The following is a 21,024-nucleotide window of genomic DNA, read 5'->3' as shown; positions in this document are numbered from 1 at the left end:
CCATCTCTTCCGCGTGTTGAGCGGCCAGTAATCCGGTTTTGTTTCCCGCAACGCCCTCCTACGGAGGGGGTTGATTTTTCATTTGGTGTCACTGGCACGCGGAATCCCTTTTCGATATGACGAAAAATTTTTCTGACGGGGTTTTCAGGTGCGAATTTATTAGCGACCACGAAGATTTCAGTTGGGAATTCCGTTCCCCTCTGCCATTGCTCACCGCCCAGGGGAGTGGAAGACACGTTATTGATCGGTTCATTTTTTCAATTTATGCGCCCGACGATGGAAGTGTGATCCGTTGTGGCGATTGCATCCCGAATAGATGCCGGATCATCGACGTTGGTGGTCCGGCGCAACACATCGTATGCCACTTCGGTCAGTGCGTGTTTGAAGCCCATATCCGGTCGAGAAAGCCGCCGCGCCCTGCCCCGCCAAGCCGGAGGTGAAAGGATGGCGGGGAGACTATCAAAGCTCTGACGATAACCCAATCCGCGCGCCTCTAGCGCCTTGACCGCTGCGGGGAATAGAATAGCCTTGGCGGGAGTAGCGATTTTGGGTTGGAAATCTAGTTGGGCGGCCTGAAGCCAGATGGTCGCGAAGTCGGGGGGCAGAAACACGTCGAGCCACCTCTCCTGGCCGGACGGGGGCTGATAATCGGTTGTTTGTGAATGGAGTTCTTTGGGTGATCCGCTCGGGTGCGCATTGGCATGATCTGCCGGAACGATATTGCAAATACAAAACCGTCCATAAACGCTTTACCCGATGGGCCAAAGCCGGGGTATGGGAGCGTATCTTTGAGGATCTGACAAGTGATCCTGATAATCAGTATCTCATGTTAGACAGTACCGTGGTTCGCGCCCATCAGCATGCAGCGAGGGGAAAAGGGGGGCAAAGAATCAGGCTTTGGGGCGTTCCAGAGGAGGGTTGACCACGAAAATCCACACCCTCACGGACGCTGAGGGCCGGCCGTTGCGCTTCATCCTGACTGGCGGCGAGGCCCACGACTGTACCACCGCGGCTGACCTGCTGGACGGCCAAACCGTGGGTGGCGTGATTGCCGACAAGGCTTACGATACCAATGAGCTGCGCGAAATCATCGAACGGGCAGAAATCGAAGCGGTCATCCCGTCCAAGCGAAACCGCAAAGTCCAAATTCCACACGACGAACAAGCCTATAAACTCAGAAATAGGATCGAGAGATTCTTCAACAAGCTGAAACACTTCCGACGCATCGCAACACGCTATGATCGCCGGGAAATCTACTTCTTAGCCAATGTTCAACTGGCAAGCAGCATGATTTGGATGCGCTGAATGTCGATTCGTCCTAGAAGCCAACTTTCACAACCCGACCTGCAGCATGGGCGCTTCGCACGATGAACGGCGGCGCTAAAGCGCCAATGCCGAGTGTCTGGCTTAAACGCCGCCGCGAGTGCGAGACGGGTTTTGTTATCATTATGCTTTCCCCGATTTTAATTTTTGGAACGGACTACATTATATCTGCGATCCTGATGATTAGCCCCTCCAACGCGCCGCTGACCTTGATTTGGCAGGCGAGCCGGCTGTTTGACGCGCGTTGGCTGGCCGCGTCGTCGAGCATCGCCGCTTCGTCGTCAGTTGGCGGCGTCATTGCAGCCACGGGGCCAGCCTCGATATAGACATGGCACGTTGCGCACATGGCGGCACCGCCGCATTCACCGATGATACCGGGTAGTCCAGCGCGAACCGCCGCCTGCATTAATGATGTACCGTCTGGTACATCTAAGTTACGCATACCATGGCCAGATGGCAGAATATAAGTGATCCTCGTCATGCGTGTCCTCCTTGTTTGGTGTGCTGCGCGTCGCTTGGCAGAAGCCGTTTAGATGGTAAGTTATGTAAATGGATCCGAATGTATCATCTTCTTTACCCAAACCGCGTCGTGTGCAGGCGAGACGTTTGAAGACGCGTGCGCGTCTTCTTCAAGCGGCTTATTCGTTGATGTCCACGCAAGGTGTCGATGCGACGACGATCAAGGAGATTACCGAGCATGCGGATACAGGATTTGGAACGTTCTACAACTATTTTGTCTCGAAAGATGACATCGCCGCCGGAGTACTTGATTGTGTTATCAACTCCCTCGGACATCAGAATGATTTTGCCAATAACGCTGACAAGATTAGCAGCCCTGTTCAGATCATAGCTAATTCGCTGCGATTGGTGGCGCAGGAAATGATGACCAATCCGATCTGGCGCTGGTGGGTAAAGCGGCCGGATCTGATGATTGAGCGTATGCGCGCCGGATTTGGGCCGTTTGGGCTGCGTGACCTTCAGAGGGCGCGTGAGCAAGGGGAGTGCCGCATCATAGGCGATGACATTCAGACAACGTGGAGCTTGATGATGTGGTTGTTGTCTGGAAACATCAAAGACATCAATGACGAATATTGCCCGCCCACAACGGCCTCGGTGATGGCGGAGTCGGTCATGCGCATGCTCGGTGTTCCGCTTGATCTGGCGCATCAGGTCGCAAATACTCCTCTTCCTGATTTTGTGTCTGTTGCCATCGATTTCTCGTTTACGCTCGAGGATAAGAGTTAAGGCTGCCTACTCTCTTGGGGGCCTGGGGCAAGCTTTACCCAGTGCCAGGCAATGATATCCATCGATTCCGGCCTCTTCTTAGCCCAGAATGGCGGGAAAAAGCCCTGCTGGGTCGGCCCCGGAGAGGTTAAGCTTATCCGTGTGGCAGATGCCGGCGGCCTTCACGTCTACGAGCACTGTACCGAACTTTGGTCGAGCGAACTGAACTATGTCGATTACCAATGGCTCCCCCGTCATATCGGCCACGGCCGCGCGTACATCCATGTTATGACACCCCTCTCAGTGCTTAGAGTAATATATGTTTGGGCTGACGAGTCAGTGTCACACTCAACGCATGAAATTGATCGCCAAAACATAAGTGGAGCGCTTGAGTGTGAATCCATCTCGTTCTAGTAAATTAGTTTACTGTGACGATGCACTTTTTTAGGCCGCGCAGTACGTTGTTCATCACGCGCTGAGTCTCTCCCAACTCGAAACGTTTTACGCGCGTGGCCAGCGCCGTCAGCAGTGCGCGGATCTCCAAACGCGCGAGATTATTGCCCACACATTGATGCTCACCAAAGCCAAAGCCGAGATGTTCGCCAGCATCCTCGCGAAGCACGTTGAACGTTTCTGGATTGTGCCACTTGCGTTCATCACGGTTAGCGGATGCGTAGAGTACTGCCACCCGTGAACCGGCTGGCACGCGGGTGCCGTCGATCTCGTCATCTTTCGTGACATAGCGGGTGAAGCCCTGGATAGGGCTTTCTAGGCGGATGACTTCATTTACGGCTTGGGGGATCAGCGTGGGGGTTTCGCGAATGATGTCCCATTGCTCGGGATGTTGGGCAAATAGCCAGATGGCGTTTGTGGTGGCGAAGATCGTGGTGTCGAGGGCTGGACCCATATAGTCGTTCATCAGATAGGGGCAGAGTTCGCGGTCGATCTCGCCATTATCAGCCGCCTGCCAGATGCGATCTGCCCAGGAATCCGGAGCTAACTTGCCTGGTATGCATTGGGTGAAGGCATAATGCACCATTTCCTCCACGATCGGAAATGCGGTCTCGGTGCGTGGATTGATAGGGCCGATGCAGTTGAAATTGGCCGCGGCCCACTCCAACATCTTCTCGCGTCCTTCCTCCGGCAGACCAACTAGTTCGGAGACGATTGTCACAGGCAGATGCTGAGCAAGGTCGGTTGCGGCGTCGAATGTCTGCTTGGCCACAAGACGTTCCACCAATGTTTCGGCGGTTCTGGTAATGCGCTCGCGTAACATAGAGAGAGCTTTGGGCGTGAGCGGCCGTTCGATGATTCGCCGTAACCTGTCGTGGTGTGGGGAGTCCGAGCACAGCAACCCATTGCGTAGCACATGATTCATCTTGTCATTGTAGGTGACGCCATAGGCCGAGGAATAGATTTCAGGCGTGGCCAGGGCGCGCTTGACGTCATCATAGCGCGAGTAGGCGAACAGCTCGTATTTTTCCATCCACACGGCGCCATTCTGAGCCCGTAATGACTTGTAGAGGGGGTAGGGATCGTTCAACGCTTCGTCGGTAAACAGATCGATTTTCGAAAGTGGCGGGTTTGCCATGGATGTTTCTCCATCGGTGCTTTGCAACGGGTTATTCTTGATTGGATGAAAGCTGCGGTGTGAGCCGAGCCAACACGGGCCGGGGGCATCATAGCCACTTTATACTTTAGCTTAGATCAAGCCGGCATCGGATAGCTGAGTGGATGCTGCGGGTCGGATAGCTGCGCCGGGGACAGGCGGGCTTGCGCAGCCACTATTTTTTTGGCGGCGATGAAAATCGTGGGTGAGTTGACGCACTCTGCCGCCACGGCGTGGCCGGCGCGTAGGAAGAAGGCGGCATAAGCGTTTTCTTGCAGCGGACGCTGGACTTCCTGATCGCCGCGTCTGGCCACCCCAACCGACTGCAGCCGCAGGTTCCCCTGGTCTGACCAGAACCACGGGGTCGCGCCATAAGGGCTGGGCGCGCCGTTGATGACGGATGCTGCAACCCTAGCTTGCTCGCAGGCGTTGGGTACCGATTCTAATCGGACTTTTTCATCCCAACCTGGCAATGGAAAGGCAGCATTGTCGCCGATCGCGAGGATATTTGGGTCGGTCGTTTTGCAAAAAGCGTCTACTTGCACACCATCGCCAACGGCCAGGCCTGCTGTCTGTGCAAGGCTGGTTTCGGGCACTAGCCCAGCGGCAATCAAGACGAGATCGGCGGGTAGGCTTACCCCATTATGACAAAGCACGGCGCCGACATGGCGCGCATTATGTGGGGCGGTCAGGAATTCCTTCACCCCCCAGCCGAGCCGGAATGTAATGCCTGCCTTTCTGTGCGCGGCTTCCACGAATGCCGAAAGACCAGGCCCGGCTACGCGTGCCAATAGCCGCGGCGCCGCCTCAGCCACGGTCACGCTCAGGCCTAGCCTAACGGCTATCGCAGCCACCTCTAACCCGATATAGCCCCCCCGACGATTACCAGCCGCTTGCCCGCAACCAGCGAGGCGCGTAGCGCCTCGGCATCGTCGCGTGTGCGCAACACATGCAAACCCTCCAGCTGACTCCCCGGCAGATTAAGATGCCGAGCATGTCCGCCAGTGGCGAGAGTCAGCCATGTATAAGGCAGTGCTTCACCGCCTTCCAGGATCACCCGCCGTGTTATGCGATCGATGCCGATAACGCGTGTGCCGCGCCGCAAGTTGATCGCTGCGGCGGCAAATGCTGCGGGGTCGCGTAGGATTAGCGTGTCGGTGGGACAGCTTCCCGCGAGGGCGGATTTCGAAAGGGGAGGTCGTTGGTAGGGATCATGTGGCTCGGCGCCGATCAATTCGATCCTGCCGGAAAATCCGCCTTGGCGGACGCGGAACGCTAATTCGGTGCCGGCATGTCCGGCGCCGACGATGATGAGGGTTTCTGATGACGGGGGCATCAGTGCGGCACTACCGTGCCACACCCGGTCAGGGTGAGGTCAAACATGCAAATTTCCTTCCCAGGAAGACGGCTTGTTTTGGCGCCATCCGAATTGACTGAATTAATTAATGTGATTCTACATCAAACATGATCAACTATCAATATAAATCTTGGCCACGATATTTCACTGAATTGTCCGTCGCATCACGAGGGGGTGGCGAAGCTATCGGTCTTCGCCAAACCGTTCCTGCAGTAGCTGCTTGGTTTCCAGTAATTGGCGGATGATGTCGTTGCGATGTTGCTCAAAGCGCGCCGTGGGTACGGGCACGGAGATCATCAGCGGGTTGCCTAACATGTCATAGACGAGAATGCCCACCGCGGTGATGCCCAGCGCGTGTTCCTCGGCGTCCAGGGCGTATCCGCGAGCCCTGGCTTTGGCTAGGTCAGCTTTCAATGCCGTAAAGCTGGTCAGGGTCTTCGGGGTGCGCGGCTCGTAATTTTGGCCGATGCGCCGGATGACCTCTTCGTCGGATAATGTCGTGAGGAAAGCCTTGCCATTCGCTGTGCATGACAGCGGAAATGCTTCGCCGACCGCGGAGACGGTCCGCAGGCGCTGCGATCCCACGACCTGGTCGATAAAGACGAGATGATCGCGCTTGGGCACGGAGAGATCGACTGTTTCCATCAGGGCCGCGGAGAGATTGGCGATCAGCGGTTTGGCGGTTTCGGTGGCGCTCGTATTGACGGACGCCGCGAGACGCAGCAGCGCCGGTCCGAGCCGGATGCCGCCAGCAGCGGCGGAGACGATAACCAGTTGCTCCGCTGCGAGTGCGGCAACGATGCGTTGGACGGTCGAACGCGCCAAGCCGACACGCGTGGCGATTTGCCCCAAGCTTAAGCCGCGCTCCTCATCCTCCAACGAGCGCAACACTGCGGCGGCGCGGGCAATGACTTGAATCTGGTTGGCGCGGGCGTCTTTGGGCGGGGTGGTCTCTTTGGCGCGAGGCAAGGGGATGGTGCTCATCTTAATATTGTACCGCAATGTAATACAGCCGCGCAATAAGCCCGTCTTGGTTGGCGGTTTTCGAACAAGTCCGAAAATTCGTGCGGCGAAGCGAACTGCCACGGCTTGATCGGCCCGTCGGCGGGGGGGGGAAGGGTTTAACTTGACATGACCCGTATTGCGGTTCAATATAACCACAATACGGGTAGACCGGCCCAAAGATGGCTGGCGTGCCGAGGAAGGAAGCCTGCTGTTGAAAGTCATTTTCTTGCTCTTTTAGTGCTGTCTGGACGCCCATGCGTATCCGTTGGAGCGCAATGGCTGAGGTTTTGAACAGTGCTTTCTTCATCGACAGCCTGAACGCCAGCGCTTGGCGGCGGTTTGTTTTTGTCTCATCACTTTGCGAGGAAACATACGTGGGTAAAAAAGTCTTCGTTGATCTCAGCCATCCTTTTTACGGTGATATGCCGCTTTGGCCTTACTTCCAGAAGCCTGAGATCGCCCCGATGCACAGCATGGCCAAGGCTGGCGTGCTAACCCAGATGATCAAATGCACGATGCACACGGGCACGCATTGCGATGCACCCAGGCATGTCATGGAGCGCATGTTCGATGGAAGCCGCGCGCTTTACACCCACGAACTGCCGGTGGATGCCTATTGCGGCGAGGCGGTGTGTCTTGATGTGCGCGTCGAGCGCTGGCAATTGATCATGCCTGCCGATCTCGAGGCGGCGGTTGAGCGCGCGGGCATGAAGCCGGCCGATCTAAAGGGCATGGTCGTTTGTCTGAATACAGGCATGCACAGAAGGTTTGACGACAGTAAAGAGTACTACCATTATTCCCTTGGCACCGGAATCGATGCAGGAAAATGGTTCGTCAAGCACCAGGTTAAGGTCGTTGCGCTCGACCAGCAGGCTCTGGACCATCCGCTACATACATCGATCGGCAATAACGGCACCCGTATGGCGCTGCCGGGCTATTCTGGACGCTCGGTCTGTGAGGAATTTATCGAACAGTTCGGTGAAGAGGCTTACGCCGAGTTCGACCGTGATACTTACATCAAGGTACACGGCAAGGCGAAGTATGACGAGAAGTTCGGTGAACTCGAGGCCACCGGAAATCCCGGCACTTGGGAGCCGTGCCACAAATATCTACTGGGCAACGGCATCGTCGGCGTTGAAAATCTCGGTGGTGATCTGGACAAGGTCACGAATCAACGCTTCCGCTTTCTGGCTCTGCCGATCCGTTGGCATATGGGCGACGGGTCCATGGTGCGCTGCGTTGCCGAGATCGATGAGGATCATATCGTGCCGTGCGAACCGCGCCTCTATCCGTATGGAGCGATGTAGGCGTCGCTTCGCTCCGATTTGTGGCGCGAGACTAAACAAGAACAACGGAATGAAAGAATATCCAACATGCTCGTGAAGCGTTTTCACGAAGCGCAGCCTTACAGCGCTCCCAACCATTTCGAGTGCAAGGCGCTGCGGCTGCAAGGCTTCGAGCCAGGCGGGCCAGAGGCGTTTTGGACTGGATTGTCGCATTTTTTGCCTGGGGGGAGCGCTGGCCCTGACGCCTCGCCGCTTGAAAAGGTCTATGTCATTCTCTCAGGCCACCTCACTGTTATTGCGCAAGGTCAGGAGGTCGAACTTGGGCCTCTGGATTCTTGCACCATCGGCGCGAATGTCGAACGCCATATCATCAATAAGACGAATGAGGTCGTGTCGATGCTTGTCGTCATGCCATATCCGGGGGGGAAATAATGTCAGATTGGCAGAAAGATCCGCTCTCGCTGTTCGATGTGCGCGGTAAGTCCATCCTCATCACCGGCGCTACAGGTGCGTTCGGCGCTTTGGCGGCTCGCGTGCTCGCGGCTGCGGGCGCCAAGCTCACGCTCGCTGCGGGGAATGCCGACGAACTAAAGAAGATCACGACAGAATGCGAGGCCTTGGGGGCGTCTGTAGTGGGGGTTAACCTTCGTCCCGATAGCGAAGCCAACGCCAATGCCATGGTGACGCATGCGGCAGGTTTTGGCAGCGTGGACGGGTTGGTGGTTGCTTCGGGCATGAATGACGTGGCGCCGATTGCGGAGTTGACGCCCGCGCGTTTCGGCAAGGTGATGGACGCGAATGTAACCGGTTCGTGGCTCATGGCCCGCGCCGCAGGGGCTCGTATGCTGGAGCAGAATAATGGCGGCAAGATCGTCTTGATGTCTTCCGCGCGGGGATTGCTCGGTCACCCCGCCGGTTATACGGCCTATTGCGCTTCCAAGGCAGCGGTGGATGGCATCACCAAGGCGCTTGGCTGCGAATGGGGCCCGCGTGGCATCACGGTCAACGCCATCGCGCCGACTGTATTCCGTTCCCCCCTCACCGCCTGGATGTTTGAGGAGAATGAGAAAGCCGTCGCGGCGCGCAAGGGATTCCTCGCGCGGGTGCCCAAGGGGCGGCTGGGCGAACCCTCGGATCTTGCGGGACCATTGCTGTTCCTGCTTTCGGCCGCGTCCGATTTCTATACCGGCCATATCCTCTATGCCGACGGTGGGTATACTGCGGGATGAGCGGGAAAGCGCATATCGCGGTGCTCGGTGCTGGGTTAATGGGCCATGGCATTGCCCAGGTGTTTGCCCAGGCCGGGCATGAAGTCAGCGTCTACGACCCGTATCCCGGGAGCCTCGACACGTTGCATGCACGCATAGCGGCGAACTTGCAGACGCTCAATCAGCCTGAGGAGGCGCTGCTCGGGCGCGTACGCGGCTGCGCGGTGCTGGCTGATGCCGTGCGGGACGCCGACATGGTGTTCGAGGCGGCACTGGAAGATCTTGCGGTCAAGCAGGCCTTGTTCGCCGAGGTTGAGGCCCATGCACCGCCCCGGGCGATCCTGGCGAGCAATACATCGGTTATGCCGATTACCTCGATCATGGAAAAGCTCTCCCAACGCGAACGTGCTGTGGGCACGCATTGGTGGAACCCGCCATTTCTAATTCCGCTCGTCGAGGTCATCGCTACAGAATGGACCAGTCCAGAGGTTGTCACGCAGACGATGGCGCTGTTGGCCGCGGCGGGCAAGACGCCGGTCCATGTCCAAAAAGACGTTCCCGGTTTTATCGGCAACCGCTTGCAGCATGCGCTTTGGCGGGAGGCGATCGCGTTGGTTGAGGAGGGCATTTGCAACGCGGAAAATGTCGATACCGTTGTGAAATCGAGCTTTGGTTTGCGTCTTGGTGTGCTCGGACCCTTGGAGAATGCAGATCTGGTTGGTACGGATCTGACACTGGCTATACATCGGATTGTGCTACCCGCGATCAACTCCCACCCGGGACCTTCGCCTTACCTCGAAGCACTCGTGGCATCCGGCAAACTCGGTATGAAGAGCGGCGAAGGGTTTTGTCGTTGGACGGCGGCCCAGCAGGCGACGATACGCGCCAAGCTATTGGCGACTCTAAAAAATAATCAAGAAAAGAAAAAAACGGAGAATAATAATGAGGAAGGGACACAGATCTGACTTCAAGCGCCGTGACTTGTTCAAAGGGGCCGGCGCGGGCTTGGCGTTGCCGGCGCTATTGCGGCCGCGCCCTGCCCGTGCGGCAAATCTTGTCAAGATTGGCTTCGTGGTTGCCAAGACCGGTCCTTTGGCGGCCTTTGGTGAGCCCAGCCAGTTTATCGTCAGCCAAGTCCGGAGCGTGCTGGGGCAAGGTATAAAAATTGCTGGAGAGACGTATCAAGTCGAGATTATTGAGCGTGATAGCGAGTCAGATCCCAACCGTGCCGCGGACGTGACAGCCGATCTGATTAATTCGCAGGGCGTTGATATGCTCGTGGCCTATTCGGCTCCGGATACGGTCAATCCAGTGGCCGATCAGGCGGAAGCCAATCAAGTTCCGTGTATTACGAACTTCACGCCTTGGCAGACCTATTTTTTTGGCCGCAAAGGCGATCCGAATAAAGGATTTACTTGGACGTATCATTTTGCAGCTGGTCTTGAGGATCTAGAAGCGGCCTACATAGCGATGTGGGACAGCGTGCCGACCAACAGGATTGTCGGTGGACTATTCGCCAATGATACGGATGGAAATGCCTTTGGTGACGCCCGCTCTGGTTTGCCGGGTGTGTTGCCGCGCCATGGCTATAAAGTGATTGACACAGGCCGTTTTCAACCAGGCGCATCGGATTATACCGCGCAAATAAACGCCTTCAAAGAAGCTGCTTGCGATGTAATTGTCGGCAATCTAACCCCGCCGGATTTCTCGGCGTTCTGGACCCAGGCGGGACAGCAAAATTTAAACCCGAAGATCGTGACCATCGCCAGGGCTCTGCTATTTCCCTCAGCGGTGCAGGCGATTGGCCCTCGGGCGGATGGGCTGTCAACGGAAATTTGGTGGACGCCGCGCTATCCGTTCAAGTCGGGCCTTACCGGGCAGAGCTGCGCGGAGCTCTGCGCCGCTTATAGCAAGACTACAGGTAAACCCTGGACCCAGCCGCTAGGCTATGCGCATGCGCTATTCGAGGTGGCGGTTGATGTGCTTAAGCGCGCGAGATCCACGCAGTCCAAGGATATTCTCAACGCGATCACTGCAACCGACTATCAATCCATCGTCGGACCGGTGAAATGGGGCAACGGCCCGGTAAAGAACGTGACGAAGACGCCATTGGTCGCGGGGCAATGGCATCAGGGTGCGCAAGGCTTCGACCTCGTCATCGATGAAAACGCAACGGCACCGGAAATCCCCATTGGTGGCAAGTTGAGCCTACTGAGCTGATGACGACGATTCTTGACATTGACGGCCTCTCCAAGCGCTTTGGCGCGGTGATCGTTGCTGACGGCTTGCAGCTGCGCGTGCGGCAAGGCGAGGCGCTGGGCATTCTGGGCCCCAACGGTGCCGGGAAATCCTCTCTATTCGGGATGATCACCGGTACGTTGCGGCAAGATGCCGGGCGCATCGAATTCGCTGGACGAGACATCACCACCCTACCGCCGGAGGCTCGCTGCCGGGCGGGACTGAACCGTTCTTTCCAGGTGCCGCAGCCTTTCGGCGGCATGACGGTGTTTGAGAACCTGCTGGTCGCCGCTCGTTTCGGCGCTCATATGGGCGAACGCGCGGCCGATGCGGAATGTCTGCGCATCCTCGCCAATTGCGGTCTGGCAGCCAAGGCCAACGAGCCGGCGCACAGGTTGCGCCTACTCGACCGCAAGCGCCTGGAACTTGCCCGGGCCCTTGCCAGCCGGCCTCGGCTGCTTCTGCTGGACGAGGTGGCCGGCGGGTTGACTGAGCATGAGTGCCGCGAGCTCGTAGCGTTAATTCGGACCCTACGCGTGAGTGGCATCACCATCCTCTGGATCGAACATGTGGTGCACGCGCTTACTGCCACGGTGGACCGTCTGGTGGTGCTTTATGGCGGGCGTCTCATCGCCGACGGGTTGCCGGGAGAGGTCATCCAGCAGCGCCAGGTTCAGGAGATCTACATGGGGATCGAAACCGATGTCTGAGCCGCTCCTGCAGATTGCCGCGCTGGACGCGTTCTACGGTGATTTCCAGGCTCTGTTCGGTCTGTCGCTGGACGTCGATGATGGTGAGATCGTCGCAATTATCGGTGCCAATGGCGCAGGCAAAAGCACGCTGCTCAAATCCATCGCCGGGCTGATCCGGGTGCGGCCGGAGGCGTTGCGCTTCGTTGGGCAGGCGATCGGGGGCCAGCCCGCCGAGCGGATCGCGGCACTGGGCGTGGCGTTGGTGCCCGAGGGGCGGCGGCTGTTCGCCTCGCTGAGTGTGGAGGAAAATTTGCTCATCGGCGGCCAATTGCGCCGGCCCGGGCCATGGACCCTGGAGTGCCTCTACGACGCATTTCCGATGCTGGCCGAGCGGCGCAAGCAGCCCGCGACCGCGCTCTCGGGGGGGCAGCAGCAGATGGTGGCGATTGGCCGGGCGTTGATGTCCAACCCGCGCCTTCTGCTGTGCGACGAGCTGTCTCTCGGTTTGGCGCCGATCATGGTCAAGGAGATCTATGCGCAGCTTGGCCGCGTCGTGGGGCGTGGGATGTCGGTGGTCATTGTCGAGCAGGATATCGGCCAGGCCTTGAAGATCGCCCGGAAGGTATATGGGTTGCGCACCGGCCGCTTGGTGTTCTCTGGCGAGAGCGACAGGCTCACTCGGCAAGATATCGCCGCCGTCTATTTCGGAGGGTAGGGCGATGATCTGGATCAACAGCATTTTGCAAGGGCTGCTGATCGGCGGGCTGTATGCGATGTTCGCGGCCGGGCTCTCGCTGATTTTCGGTGTTATGCGTCTGGTCAACATCGCGCATGGAGATCTCACCGTTCTGGCGGCCTATATCGCCTACGCCATCATCTCGGCCACGGGGCTGAATCCGTTATTATGCGTTTTCCTGGTGGTGCCGCTGATGGCCGGCATTGGCTACGCGCTGCAACGTGGCCTGCTCAATCGCACGTTGGGCAACGATATTCTGCCGCCACTTCTGGTCACTTTTGGGCTCTCGGTCATTATTCAGAACGCGCTGCTGGCCGGCTTCTCAGCCGACAGCCACCGGCTTGCCGCTGGTGCCATCGAGACGGCGAGCCTGCAACTGGGCGGTGGGCTGTATCTGGGCGTCTTGCCCTTGCTGCAATTCGGCTTGGCCGTCGCGGTCATCGGCGGGCAGCATTTTATATTCTACCATACCGCGCTTGGCCGGGCCTTTCGCGCCGTCTCCGATGACCAGGATGTGGCGCGCCTGATGGGGCTGAATAATCGCCATGTCTACGGTTTGGCCATGGCGCTGTCATTGGCGATTGTCGGGCTGGCCGGTGTATTGTTGGCCATCCGCAGCAATTTTGACCCGTCCGCGGGCCCCGCGCGGCTGATCTTCGGCTTCGAGGCGGTGATCATCGGTGGGCTGTCCAGCCTGTGGGGCACTCTGGCGGGCGGCATTCTGCTGGGCGTGGTGCAGGCCGTGGCCGCGCAGATCAATCCCGGCTGGCAAATTCTGGCGGGCCACCTGGTTTTCCTACTGGTTTTGGTCTTGCGGCCGCGTGGATTATTCGTGAGATGAAAATGCCAGATTTTGCCCATTTCAAAGTGGTGCGTTCCAACCGCGCTAGCCGTCTTGGTCTTGTCTTGGTCCTGCTGGCGGTACCGGTGCTGGCGGCTGCCCCCTGGTGGGGGGGCGCGGCCGCGCTCAGCGCCATGATTGAGGTGCTGGTCTATATCGGTCTTGCCAGTCTGTGGAATCTGCTGGCCGGTTATGCCGGGCTCGTTTCGGTGGGGCAGCAGGCCTATGTCGGCGTCGGTGCCTATGGGCTGTTTGCCCTCTCCACGCTCTGGGGGGTGAGCCCGCTGGCCGCTATTCCATTATGTGGCCTGGCGGCGGCTTTGTTGTCGTTGCCCGCCGCCGCTGTGCTGTTCAGGCTGCGAGGCGCCTATTTTGCCATCGGCTCCTGGGTGTTGGCCGAAATCTGCCGCCTGGCCGTTGCCAATTGGCAGACGATGGGCGGCGGCTCGGGCACCAGCTTGCCCGCCAAAGTCATCCTGGCGATGGCCCCGAACCGCCAGGCGCGGCTGGAGCTCGTCTACTGGCTTGCTCTGGGGCTCACCGTGCTCACCTTGGCACTGGTCGCGCTGGTGCTGCGCTCGCGCTTTGGCCTAGCGCTCACCGCCATCCGTGACGATGAGGTGGCCGCGCGCAGCAATGGCGTCAGCGTGCGCCACACCAAACTCATAGTCTATGTCGTCTCCGCCTTCGGCACGGGTATGTTGGGTGCCGTCATTTTCCTCTCGCGCCTGCGGATATCGCCGGATTCGGCTTTTGACGTGAATGACTGGACAGCACTGATCATCTTCATGACGGTCATTGGCGGGATCGGCTCCATTGAGGGCCCCATTCTTGGCGCCATTGTTTACTTTCTGTTGCGTGACGCTTTAGCCGATCTGGGCAGCCTTTATCTCATCGTTCTTGGCCTGGCCGCTATCGGCGTCATGCTGTTCGCCCCCCGCGGCCTGTGGGGTCTCATCGCCGCGCGTACCGGCTGGGAAATTCTGCCTTTGCAGCGCCGCGTCATTCAGACGACATCCGGAGAATCGAAATGAGCAAGATCATCATCACCTGCGCCATCACCGGAGGGATTCATACCCCCACCATGTCGGCGGCGCTGCCGCTCACGCCCGAGGAGATCACCCGCCAGTCAGTCGACGCCGCCGCCGCCGGAGCCGCCATTCTGCACTTGCATGCGCGCGATCCGCTCGACGGCAGGCCCACGCCAGACCCCAAGGTGTTCATGGAGTTTCTGCCCCGGATCAAACAGCAATGTGGCGCCGTGTTGAACGTCACCACCGGCGGCGGGTTGAACATGACCGTGCAAGACCGTTTGCAGGCGCCTATGGTGGCGCGGCCGGAGATGTGCTCGCTCAATATGGGATCGATGAATTTCTCCATCTTCCCACTCGCCGACCGCTATAAGGATTGGAAACATGATTGGGAGGAACCCTATCTGCGCGGCACCGACGATTTCATTTTCCGCAACACTTTCCGCGACATCAAATACATCATCGAGACGCTGGGTCAGGAGCATGGCGTGCGCTTTGAGCACGAATGCTATGATGTCGGGCATCTCTATAACTTGGCGCATTTTGTTGACCGCAAGCTGATCGAACCGCCATTTTTCGTGCAGACTATCTTTGGTATCCTCGGGGGCATCGCCGCCGACTGGGATAACCTACACTTCATGAAGAAGACCGCCGACAAGCTGTTTGGCAAGGACTATCATTGGTCGGTTTTGGCGGCGGGACGCTTCCAACTGCCCTTTGTCACCCAGGCCGCGATGATGGGCGGCAATGTCCGCGTCGGACTTGAGGATAATCTTTATATCGGCAAGGGCAAACTTGCGACCTCCAATGCTGAACAAGTGCGTCAGGTGCGGACGGTTTTGGAGGCGCTGGGCCACGAGATCGCCACCCCCGACGAAGCACGCGCCATGCTGCGCCTGAAGGGCTCTGACCGCACAGGGTTTTAAAGACCGAGCTATTGCCGGCGGTGCGACCGCCTTTGTCCGTTCGGCTTCGTGGAAAGGTCCGGCGTTCGGCATCGGACCAACCGATGGGGTTCATGTGCCCTACGTGACTGTCATGCCGATAAAAAAAATAAGGAGGATGACATGAAGTTTTGGAAGATAGCGCGCCGCAATTTTTTGTTGGTTGGCGTAGCTTCGGCCCCGGCGCTAATGACCTGCACGGCGCAGGCGCGTGAGCCAGGGGCGGGCAATGTCTATGCGCCGGGATCGTCGATCGGGATTCCGTCGGGGACGAATGTACCACCTGGCTTATGGTTTGAGGATACCTCGAGCATTTCGGAGGTGCAGGCGACCTCACCGGGCAGCAGCGACGCCAACAGCACCAAGATCACGGCGCTGGCCACGGCGCCGCGTCTGTTATGGACCACGCCATGGACCCTCTTGGGGGCCAGCGAGATGGCGTTTGTCGTTGTACCGATGGTCCATCTCAATGTTTCCAACATGCCGGCGCCGAATCCCGCGGGCACATATTCGCGTACGGCATTCGGCAATCCGGGCATTGAGCCGATCAGCCTCTCCTGGACGCTTGCGCCTGGGCTGTTCGCTGATCTCGGTTTCGCTGTGTATTTTCCGATAGGTCAGTATAATAAGGGGGCACAGATCAATGTCGGCGATCATTTCTGGACGTTCCAGCCTGAGGCCTCGCTCAGCTATCTTGGCGGCGGCTACAACCTGACGGCGCATTTTCTGTATCACATCAATACGAAAAACACCGCGACCGACTATATGTCCGGTAATCAATTGTTCCTTGACCTAACCGCCACGAAGAGTGTCGGAAAATGGACAGCGGGTGTGGTTGGTTTTTACGACAAGCAAGTCACCCCCGACAGCAACACCGGCACGTCATATGGTCCAGCCGGCAGCACCTTTGGTGAGCCGGGACAATTCGCGCCAGGCCTGCTGTTGGGCTATAATTTCGGCCCGCTCGCGTTGACAGCCTATTTTACGCATACCGTCATGGCCAATGACGGCGGCGCGAGCGGCACCAATATCTATGCCCGGGTGTTTTTGCCGCTGATGTGAGCCGGTACGCCTGCGGGCGGCGGCAGTAACTTCGTTTGACATAGAGAGCCAATTGGCCGCAGCGCCGACCCTAAAACCGGCGCTGCGGGGGGGGAAGCTTTTCACCAACAATATCGCGCGGGATATGTTCCTGGCGTTGAATTGTTAATGCAAGCCGCGCGTGGCTTGCCGATCTAAACCAATGGATGCGCCTTAAGCCGCACCGGCCAGCCCAAAGATGCGTTCGGCATTTGCATGCGCGATCAGCCGGCGTTCGTCCTCACGCAGCGTGGCCGCATGCAAGAACGCGACAGCTTCAGCGTCGTCCTCGTAAGGATAGTCGGCGGCAAACATGATGCGTTCCGCGCCGAGTACATCAAGCGATAGCCGCAGGGCCGGCATCGAGGTGACGCCAGCCGTCGTGATATAGAAATTGTTGAGAAAATATTCGCTTGGCAGTAGCGGTAGTTTTTTTACGGCGCCAATTTTGACCTGTAGCAAATAGCGGTTGTCGATCCGCTGCAGCCAGAATGGAATGCCCTCGCCCATGTGGCCAAGGATTATTTTAAGTTTGGGAAAGCGCTCGAATGTCCCGGACATGATCAGGCGCATGGCATGGAGGCTGGTTTCCGCGGCAAATCCCCAGCCGGCGAAATACAGCCCGTAATCGAGATAAGGTTCGATCATTGCGGAGGAAGGTTCGCGTGGATGCAGATAGACCGGTAATTGTGCTGCCTCCAGCGCTTCCAGCAGCACCGCAAATTTCGGCAAATCAAGATACTCGCCAAATGTATGCGAATTAATGATGACCCCGCACAGCCCGAGAGATTTGAACCGGCTCACTTCCTTGGCCGCGGCTTCGGGAGCCTGCGGGGCCACGGCGCCAAGCCCGGCGAAACGGGTCGGGAAGCGTTTCACGGCCTCGGCCAGAACGTCGTTTGAGTCGCGGGCCAGGGCGGTCGCTAAGTCGGGTTCGAAGACCTGCACGCCTGGAGAGGTTAGAGATAAAACCTGTAGGTCAACACCGATTTTATCCATGTGATCGATACGGCCTTGTCCGATATCGAGCAGCCGATTGTGCAGTGCGGCGTTCTGTGGGGTTTCGGCGAGGATGGAATTTCCCATGGCCTTGAAACCAGCTTCGCATTTTCCGCTTTGCAGTACTGGTTTCCACGCGGCGGCAATGTCGGCCGTAACGAAGGCCTCTTCAACAGTAATGACCCGTGCCATCGAAAGTTTCTCCTGATTTAAATAGATTTTTCTTGCTTCCACCAGTCAGATCCGGCGCCAGGCGCTTTTAAACATTTGAGTTGACATTGTCCAATGTTTTTGAGAGTACTCTTAAAAACGAAGGCGGCACGATCTGGACGGATGCGCCCAATAGAATTGAGGGAACAATGCAAGCTCATTTGATTATCGATAACGCTGATACAAGCGGCGAACGCGGTTGGTTCAAACGCGAAAATCCGGTGACTGGCCAGGAGGTTTCGCAAGGGGCGGCGGCATCCGTCGCGGATGCTCTGCGCGCCGTGGAGTCTTGTGCGGCCGCATTGCCAGCCTGGTCGGCCATGGCGCCCGTGGCCAGACGCGACATCCTTCTTGCTGCCGCCGCCATGCTCGAGACGCGGGCAGAGGATTTTCGGAGCCTGATGATCGCTGAGACAGGGGCTTCCGCACCGTGGGCCAGTTTCAATGCCCGCCTCGCAGCTGGTATGTTGCGCGAGTCCGCTGGCCTAACCACGCAGATCAAGGGGGAGGTCATTCCCAGCAATAAGCCGGGGATGTTCTCCATGGCGCTGCGTCGCCCCGCAGGCGTAGTCCTCTCCATTGCGCCCTGGAATGCCCCCATCATTCTCGCGGTGCGTGCTTTCTGTACCGCGCTGGCCTGCGGCAACACGGTGGTTCTCAAAGCGTCCGAGGTCAGCCCCGCGACGCAATATCTTCTAGTGGATCTGATGCGTGAGGCGGGGTTGCCGCCGGGCGTTTTGAACCTGATTATGAACGCGCCGGCCGATGCGGGTGAGGTCGTTGAAGCCATGATCGCGCATCCAGCCGTACGCAGGGTCAACTTCACGGGGTCTACCCGAACTGGCAGCATCGTCGCGTCAACCTGCGCCAAATATCTCAAACCGGCTCTACTGGAGCTGGGAGGTAAGGCGCCGATCATCGTGCTTAAGGACGCCGATATCGATGCCGCGGTGGCCGCGACGGCGTTTGGTGCTTACATGCATCAGGGCCAGATCTGCATGTCGACCGAACGCGTGGTAATCGATCATGCGGTTGCCGATGAGTTCGCGGACAAGTTGGCTCGCAAGGCGGCCTCTTTGGTTGCCGCAGACCCGCTCAAGAGCGATGGTGCGCTTGGCGCGTTGGTCTCGCCGGCATCGGCGCAGCGGGTCAAGGCCTTGATTGACGACGCCGTCAGCAAGGGCGCTCTGCTGTTAGCCGGTGGCGAGGTCGACGGCGCATTCATGGATGCGGCGCTGCTCGACCATGTGAAGCCGGGCATGGAGATTTATTACGAGGAATCTTTTGGCCCAGTTACCACCATCGTGCGGGTGAAGGATGCGGAGGAAGCCATCCGGGTTGCCAACGATACAGAATATGGGCTGAGTTCCGCCATTTTCACACGTGACGTCGGTGAGGCTCTGAAGATGGCACAGCGGCTTGATTTCGGTTGTTGCCATATCAACGGGCCAACTGTGAACGATGAGGCTCAGATGCCGTTGGGTGGCATGAAGGCTAGCGGCTATGGCCGCTTTGGCGGTGCTCCCGGTATTCATGAATTTACCGAACTGCAGTGGGTCAGCATCGAGGACCCGCACCAGCATTATCCGATCTGAACCGGGATCGCTAGATTCGCGAAAGCTCTATAAAAATTACTCTGAAAGAGAAAAGAGTCCATGTCCAAGCTGTATGATATCGTGGTGGTTGGCTCCGGTCATAATGGGCTAACCACGGCCGCTTATCTCGCCAAGGCCGGCCTCAGCGTGCTCGTGCTGGAACGGAATGATTGGTACGGCGGTGGGGTTGTAACCAAGGAAATCCTCGCGCCAGGCTTTAAATTCGACCTGCACTCATCGCTGCATGTCAATATTCAGGCCAATCCGCTCATCACCAATGACGAGCTAAAGCTGCAGGGTAAATATGGCCTGAAATATCTGTACCCTGAGGGAATCTATTCGACGATGTTCGAGGATGGAACCTCGCTTATCACTTATCAGGATGTCGAAAAGACATGCGAGAATATTGCGAGGATTTCGCCTAAGGACGCCGATGCATATCGCCGCTTCGCGCATATGGGCATGAAAATCATTCCCATGGTCACGCAGAGCCTGTTTACACCTGCTCCACAGCAAGGTCCATTCTACGCCCTGCTCGATCAAAGCCCAGAGGGTCAGGAAATTTTCCGCGCCTTGCAGATGAGCAAGCTCGATATCTGCCGTGAGTGGTTCGAGAGCGATAAGCTCATCATCCATCTTCTAAAATTCGCGGCGGAAACATTGACAGCGCCAGAAGAGATGGGAACCGGCTTCATCCTCTACACAATGCCGGGCATGGTGCACCGGTATCCCATCGGCATTCCGGTGGGCGGTAGCGGGGCTCTAGTCGACGCTCTGATCCGCTGCCTTAAGGATCATGGCGCCGATTTTCGAATGCAAACAAAGGTCGAAAAAGTGATGGTTGAGGCCGGCCGGGCAACTGGTGTGCGGCTGGCCGGTGGAGAGGAGATCAAGGCGCGTGTGGCGGTGGTCGGGCAGATTCACCCCTGGTTGATCGGCGATATGGTGGAGGGCGTGGCGCCCGACGTCGCGGCTCGCGCGCGCCGCGTGCGGACCGGTGCATTTTCAATCATGCCGCAGCATTTAGCGCTTAACGAGCCGCCGCAATACAAAGCCGGGGCAGAGGCCGGTCAGGTTATCCTCGCCAATTATGCACCACCGACATTGGAGCGCTTTCTCCGCGTCTTCGACAACTACAAATATGGCGATATGTGGGCTCCGCACTCAACCGACTCTATTCTAGCGTCGCATATGCAGTGCCAGTTCGATCCAACGCAATGTCCAGAAGGTAAGGCGGCGATCACGGTATATGGCTTTGGTCCCTATGATCTGCGCGGTGGTGCCGCATCCTGGGATGAGCGCCAGTGGGAGATTGCCGATTGGCTACTGGAACGCTACCGTGAGTATACTACCAATATCACGGATGCCAATATCATCGGACGGCGGTTTGACACGCCGCTCGAAGTTTCGCGTCACTCGGACATGTTCCAGAAGGGCGATGTAAGTGGTTGTGGGGAATATCTGCATCAGATTGGCGGGCACCGGCCAAACCCAGAGCTGGCGAAATTAAAAATTCCCGGTATCAGTAATCTCTATCTCACCGGCACGGCCATCAACGTCTCAAGTGTCAGCGGAGCGGGCCGCGCCACAGCCATCAAAGCATGCCAGGATCTCAAGATCAATTTCGATAAGCTGATTGGATAGGC

General features: G+C 57.9%; 19 protein-coding genes and 2 pseudogenes. 15 read left to right on the top strand and 6 right to left on the bottom strand.

The features are described from left to right. Positions 1-257: 257 nt before the first annotated feature. Entirely contained in the window at positions 258-611 is a 354-nt protein-coding gene (locus ACZ46S_RS09780; RefSeq protein ID WP_464061564.1) for a hypothetical protein, read from the bottom strand. Here ACZ46S_RS09780 and ACZ46S_RS09775 point away from each other — a divergent pair. Beyond that, positions 581-1,305 (top strand): annotated as a pseudogene (locus ACZ46S_RS09775) (IS5 family transposase); the annotation flags it as partial. The gene ACZ46S_RS09780 and the pseudogene ACZ46S_RS09775 sit on opposite strands and share 31 nt — an antisense overlap. Positions 1,306-1,480: 175 nt before the next feature. Here the strand turns inward: ACZ46S_RS09775 and ACZ46S_RS09770 are convergent. Further along, positions 1,481-1,804 (bottom strand): 2Fe-2S iron-sulfur cluster-binding protein, encoded by a 324-nt coding sequence (locus ACZ46S_RS09770; RefSeq protein ID WP_464061563.1) that lies wholly within the window; start codon positions 1,802-1,804, stop codon positions 1,481-1,483. Positions 1,805-1,872: 68 nt separating this feature from the next. Between ACZ46S_RS09770 and ACZ46S_RS09765 the strand changes: the two genes are divergently transcribed. Further along, on the top strand, positions 1,873-2,568 hold the full coding sequence (locus tag ACZ46S_RS09765; RefSeq protein ID WP_464061562.1) for a TetR/AcrR family transcriptional regulator: 696 nt from the start codon (positions 1,873-1,875) through the stop codon (positions 2,566-2,568). A 397-nt stretch (positions 2,569-2,965) separates the two neighbouring features. Here ACZ46S_RS09765 and ACZ46S_RS09760 read toward each other — a convergent pair whose 3' ends face one another. The 3 genes and pseudogenes from ACZ46S_RS09760 to ACZ46S_RS09750 all read right to left on the bottom strand — a co-directional run bounded on the left by ACZ46S_RS09760 (position 2,966) and on the right by ACZ46S_RS09750 (position 6,497). Further along, positions 2,966-4,138 (bottom strand): cytochrome P450, encoded by a 1,173-nt coding sequence (locus ACZ46S_RS09760; RefSeq protein WP_464061561.1) that lies wholly within the window; start codon positions 4,136-4,138, stop codon positions 2,966-2,968. A gap of 116 nt (positions 4,139-4,254) precedes the next feature. After that, a pseudogene (locus ACZ46S_RS09755) lies at positions 4,255-5,492 on the bottom strand (NAD(P)/FAD-dependent oxidoreductase). A 204-nt stretch (positions 5,493-5,696) separates the two neighbouring features. After that, positions 5,697-6,497 carry an IclR family transcriptional regulator gene (locus ACZ46S_RS09750; RefSeq protein WP_464061560.1) on the bottom strand — a complete coding sequence of 267 codons (801 nt, stop codon included), beginning with the start codon at positions 6,495-6,497 and terminating at the stop codon, positions 5,697-5,699. Positions 6,498-6,793: 296 nt separating this feature from the next. Here ACZ46S_RS09750 and ACZ46S_RS09745 point away from each other — a divergent pair, with 296 nt between their 5' ends. The 11 genes from ACZ46S_RS09745 (at position 6,794) to ACZ46S_RS09695 (ending at position 16,556) form a co-directional block, all read left to right on the top strand. Next, positions 6,794-7,825 carry a cyclase family protein gene (locus ACZ46S_RS09745; RefSeq protein WP_464061559.1) on the top strand — a complete coding sequence of 344 codons (1,032 nt, stop codon included), beginning with the start codon at positions 6,794-6,796 and terminating at the stop codon, positions 7,823-7,825. 66 nt (positions 7,826-7,891) lie between these two features. Then, positions 7,892-8,236, top strand: a complete 345-nt coding sequence (locus ACZ46S_RS09740; RefSeq protein WP_464061558.1) for a cupin domain-containing protein — start codon at positions 7,892-7,894, stop codon at positions 8,234-8,236. Further along, the gene (locus ACZ46S_RS09735; RefSeq protein WP_464061557.1) at positions 8,236-9,033 is read left to right on the top strand and encodes an SDR family NAD(P)-dependent oxidoreductase; all 798 of its coding nucleotides are present in this window, start codon (positions 8,236-8,238) and stop codon (positions 9,031-9,033) included. The genes ACZ46S_RS09740 and ACZ46S_RS09735 overlap by 1 nt, the downstream gene beginning before the upstream one ends. Next, positions 9,030-9,977, top strand: coding sequence for a 3-hydroxyacyl-CoA dehydrogenase family protein (locus ACZ46S_RS09730; protein WP_464061556.1), 948 nt, complete (start codon positions 9,030-9,032; stop codon positions 9,975-9,977). The genes ACZ46S_RS09735 and ACZ46S_RS09730 overlap by 4 nt, the downstream gene beginning before the upstream one ends. Then, a complete protein-coding gene (locus tag ACZ46S_RS09725) occupies positions 9,955-11,232 on the top strand; it encodes an ABC transporter substrate-binding protein (protein WP_464061555.1) in 1,278 nt (425 codons plus the stop codon). The genes ACZ46S_RS09730 and ACZ46S_RS09725 overlap by 23 nt, the downstream gene beginning before the upstream one ends. Further along, positions 11,232-11,960 (top strand): ABC transporter ATP-binding protein, encoded by a 729-nt coding sequence (locus ACZ46S_RS09720; RefSeq protein ID WP_464061554.1) that lies wholly within the window; start codon positions 11,232-11,234, stop codon positions 11,958-11,960. Before ACZ46S_RS09725 ends, ACZ46S_RS09720 begins: the two co-directional genes overlap by 1 nt. Next, complete coding sequence (locus ACZ46S_RS09715) at positions 11,953-12,657, top strand: ABC transporter ATP-binding protein (RefSeq protein WP_464061553.1); 705 nt, start codon at positions 11,953-11,955, stop codon at positions 12,655-12,657. Before ACZ46S_RS09720 ends, ACZ46S_RS09715 begins: the two co-directional genes overlap by 8 nt. A gap of 4 nt (positions 12,658-12,661) precedes the next feature. Beyond that, on the top strand, positions 12,662-13,519 hold the full coding sequence (locus tag ACZ46S_RS09710) for a branched-chain amino acid ABC transporter permease (RefSeq protein WP_464061552.1): 858 nt from the start codon (positions 12,662-12,664) through the stop codon (positions 13,517-13,519). Next, positions 13,516-14,553 (top strand): branched-chain amino acid ABC transporter permease, encoded by a 1,038-nt coding sequence (locus ACZ46S_RS09705; RefSeq protein WP_464061551.1) that lies wholly within the window; start codon positions 13,516-13,518, stop codon positions 14,551-14,553. Before ACZ46S_RS09710 ends, ACZ46S_RS09705 begins: the two co-directional genes overlap by 4 nt. After that, positions 14,550-15,476, top strand: coding sequence for a 3,5-dioxohexanoate:acetyl-CoA acetone transferase (gene kce / locus ACZ46S_RS09700; protein WP_464061550.1), 927 nt, complete (start codon positions 14,550-14,552; stop codon positions 15,474-15,476). Before ACZ46S_RS09705 ends, kce begins: the two co-directional genes overlap by 4 nt. 141 nt (positions 15,477-15,617) lie before the next feature. Then, complete coding sequence (locus ACZ46S_RS09695) at positions 15,618-16,556, top strand: SphA family protein (RefSeq protein ID WP_464061549.1); 939 nt, start codon at positions 15,618-15,620, stop codon at positions 16,554-16,556. Positions 16,557-16,748: 192 nt separating this feature from the next. Here ACZ46S_RS09695 and ACZ46S_RS09690 read toward each other — a convergent pair whose 3' ends face one another. Continuing rightward, positions 16,749-17,765, bottom strand: coding sequence for an amidohydrolase family protein (locus ACZ46S_RS09690; protein WP_464061548.1), 1,017 nt, complete (start codon positions 17,763-17,765; stop codon positions 16,749-16,751). 80 nt (positions 17,766-17,845) lie between these two features. On the opposite strand from ACZ46S_RS09690, the gene ACZ46S_RS09685 reads away from it, so the two are divergent. Continuing rightward, complete coding sequence (locus tag ACZ46S_RS09685; RefSeq protein WP_464061547.1) at positions 17,846-19,378, top strand: aldehyde dehydrogenase; 1,533 nt, start codon at positions 17,846-17,848, stop codon at positions 19,376-19,378. A 60-nt stretch (positions 19,379-19,438) separates the two neighbouring features. Then, on the top strand, positions 19,439-21,022 hold the full coding sequence (locus ACZ46S_RS09680; RefSeq protein WP_464061546.1) for a phytoene desaturase family protein: 1,584 nt from the start codon (positions 19,439-19,441) through the stop codon (positions 21,020-21,022). The last annotated feature ends 2 nt before the right edge of the window (positions 21,023-21,024 follow it).

It is taken from the genome of Acidocella aluminiidurans (assembly GCF_055383125.1).
Note: the sequence above shows the minus strand (reverse complement) of the source record. Positions and strands in the feature narration are given on the sequence as shown.

What these genes read in the sequence shown, in the direction of transcription:
- ACZ46S_RS09770 (WP_464061563.1), bottom strand. Translation starts at nt 1,804, where the DNA reads ATGACGAGGATCACTTATATTCTGCCATCTGGCCATGGTATGCGTAAC.
- ACZ46S_RS09765 (WP_464061562.1), top strand. Translation starts at nt 1,873, where the DNA reads ATGGATCCGAATGTATCATCTTCTTTACCCAAACCGCGTCGTGTGCAG.
- ACZ46S_RS09760 (WP_464061561.1), bottom strand. Translation starts at nt 4,138, where the DNA reads ATGGCAAACCCGCCACTTTCGAAAATCGATCTGTTTACCGACGAAGCG.
- ACZ46S_RS09750 (WP_464061560.1), bottom strand. Translation starts at nt 6,497, where the DNA reads ATGAGCACCATCCCCTTGCCTCGCGCCAAAGAGACCACCCCGCCCAAA.
- ACZ46S_RS09745 (WP_464061559.1), top strand. Translation starts at nt 6,794, where the DNA reads ATGGCTGAGGTTTTGAACAGTGCTTTCTTCATCGACAGCCTGAACGCC.
- ACZ46S_RS09740 (WP_464061558.1), top strand. Translation starts at nt 7,892, where the DNA reads ATGCTCGTGAAGCGTTTTCACGAAGCGCAGCCTTACAGCGCTCCCAAC.
- ACZ46S_RS09735 (WP_464061557.1), top strand. Translation starts at nt 8,236, where the DNA reads ATGTCAGATTGGCAGAAAGATCCGCTCTCGCTGTTCGATGTGCGCGGT.
- ACZ46S_RS09730 (WP_464061556.1), top strand. Translation starts at nt 9,030, where the DNA reads ATGAGCGGGAAAGCGCATATCGCGGTGCTCGGTGCTGGGTTAATGGGC.
- ACZ46S_RS09725 (WP_464061555.1), top strand. Translation starts at nt 9,955, where the DNA reads ATGAGGAAGGGACACAGATCTGACTTCAAGCGCCGTGACTTGTTCAAA.
- ACZ46S_RS09720 (WP_464061554.1), top strand. Translation starts at nt 11,232, where the DNA reads ATGACGACGATTCTTGACATTGACGGCCTCTCCAAGCGCTTTGGCGCG.
- ACZ46S_RS09715 (WP_464061553.1), top strand. Translation starts at nt 11,953, where the DNA reads ATGTCTGAGCCGCTCCTGCAGATTGCCGCGCTGGACGCGTTCTACGGT.
- ACZ46S_RS09710 (WP_464061552.1), top strand. Translation starts at nt 12,662, where the DNA reads ATGATCTGGATCAACAGCATTTTGCAAGGGCTGCTGATCGGCGGGCTG.
- ACZ46S_RS09705 (WP_464061551.1), top strand. Translation starts at nt 13,516, where the DNA reads ATGAAAATGCCAGATTTTGCCCATTTCAAAGTGGTGCGTTCCAACCGC.
- kce (WP_464061550.1), top strand. Translation starts at nt 14,550, where the DNA reads ATGAGCAAGATCATCATCACCTGCGCCATCACCGGAGGGATTCATACC.
- ACZ46S_RS09695 (WP_464061549.1), top strand. Translation starts at nt 15,618, where the DNA reads ATGAAGTTTTGGAAGATAGCGCGCCGCAATTTTTTGTTGGTTGGCGTA.
- ACZ46S_RS09690 (WP_464061548.1), bottom strand. Translation starts at nt 17,765, where the DNA reads ATGGCACGGGTCATTACTGTTGAAGAGGCCTTCGTTACGGCCGACATT.
- ACZ46S_RS09680 (WP_464061546.1), top strand. Translation starts at nt 19,439, where the DNA reads ATGTCCAAGCTGTATGATATCGTGGTGGTTGGCTCCGGTCATAATGGG.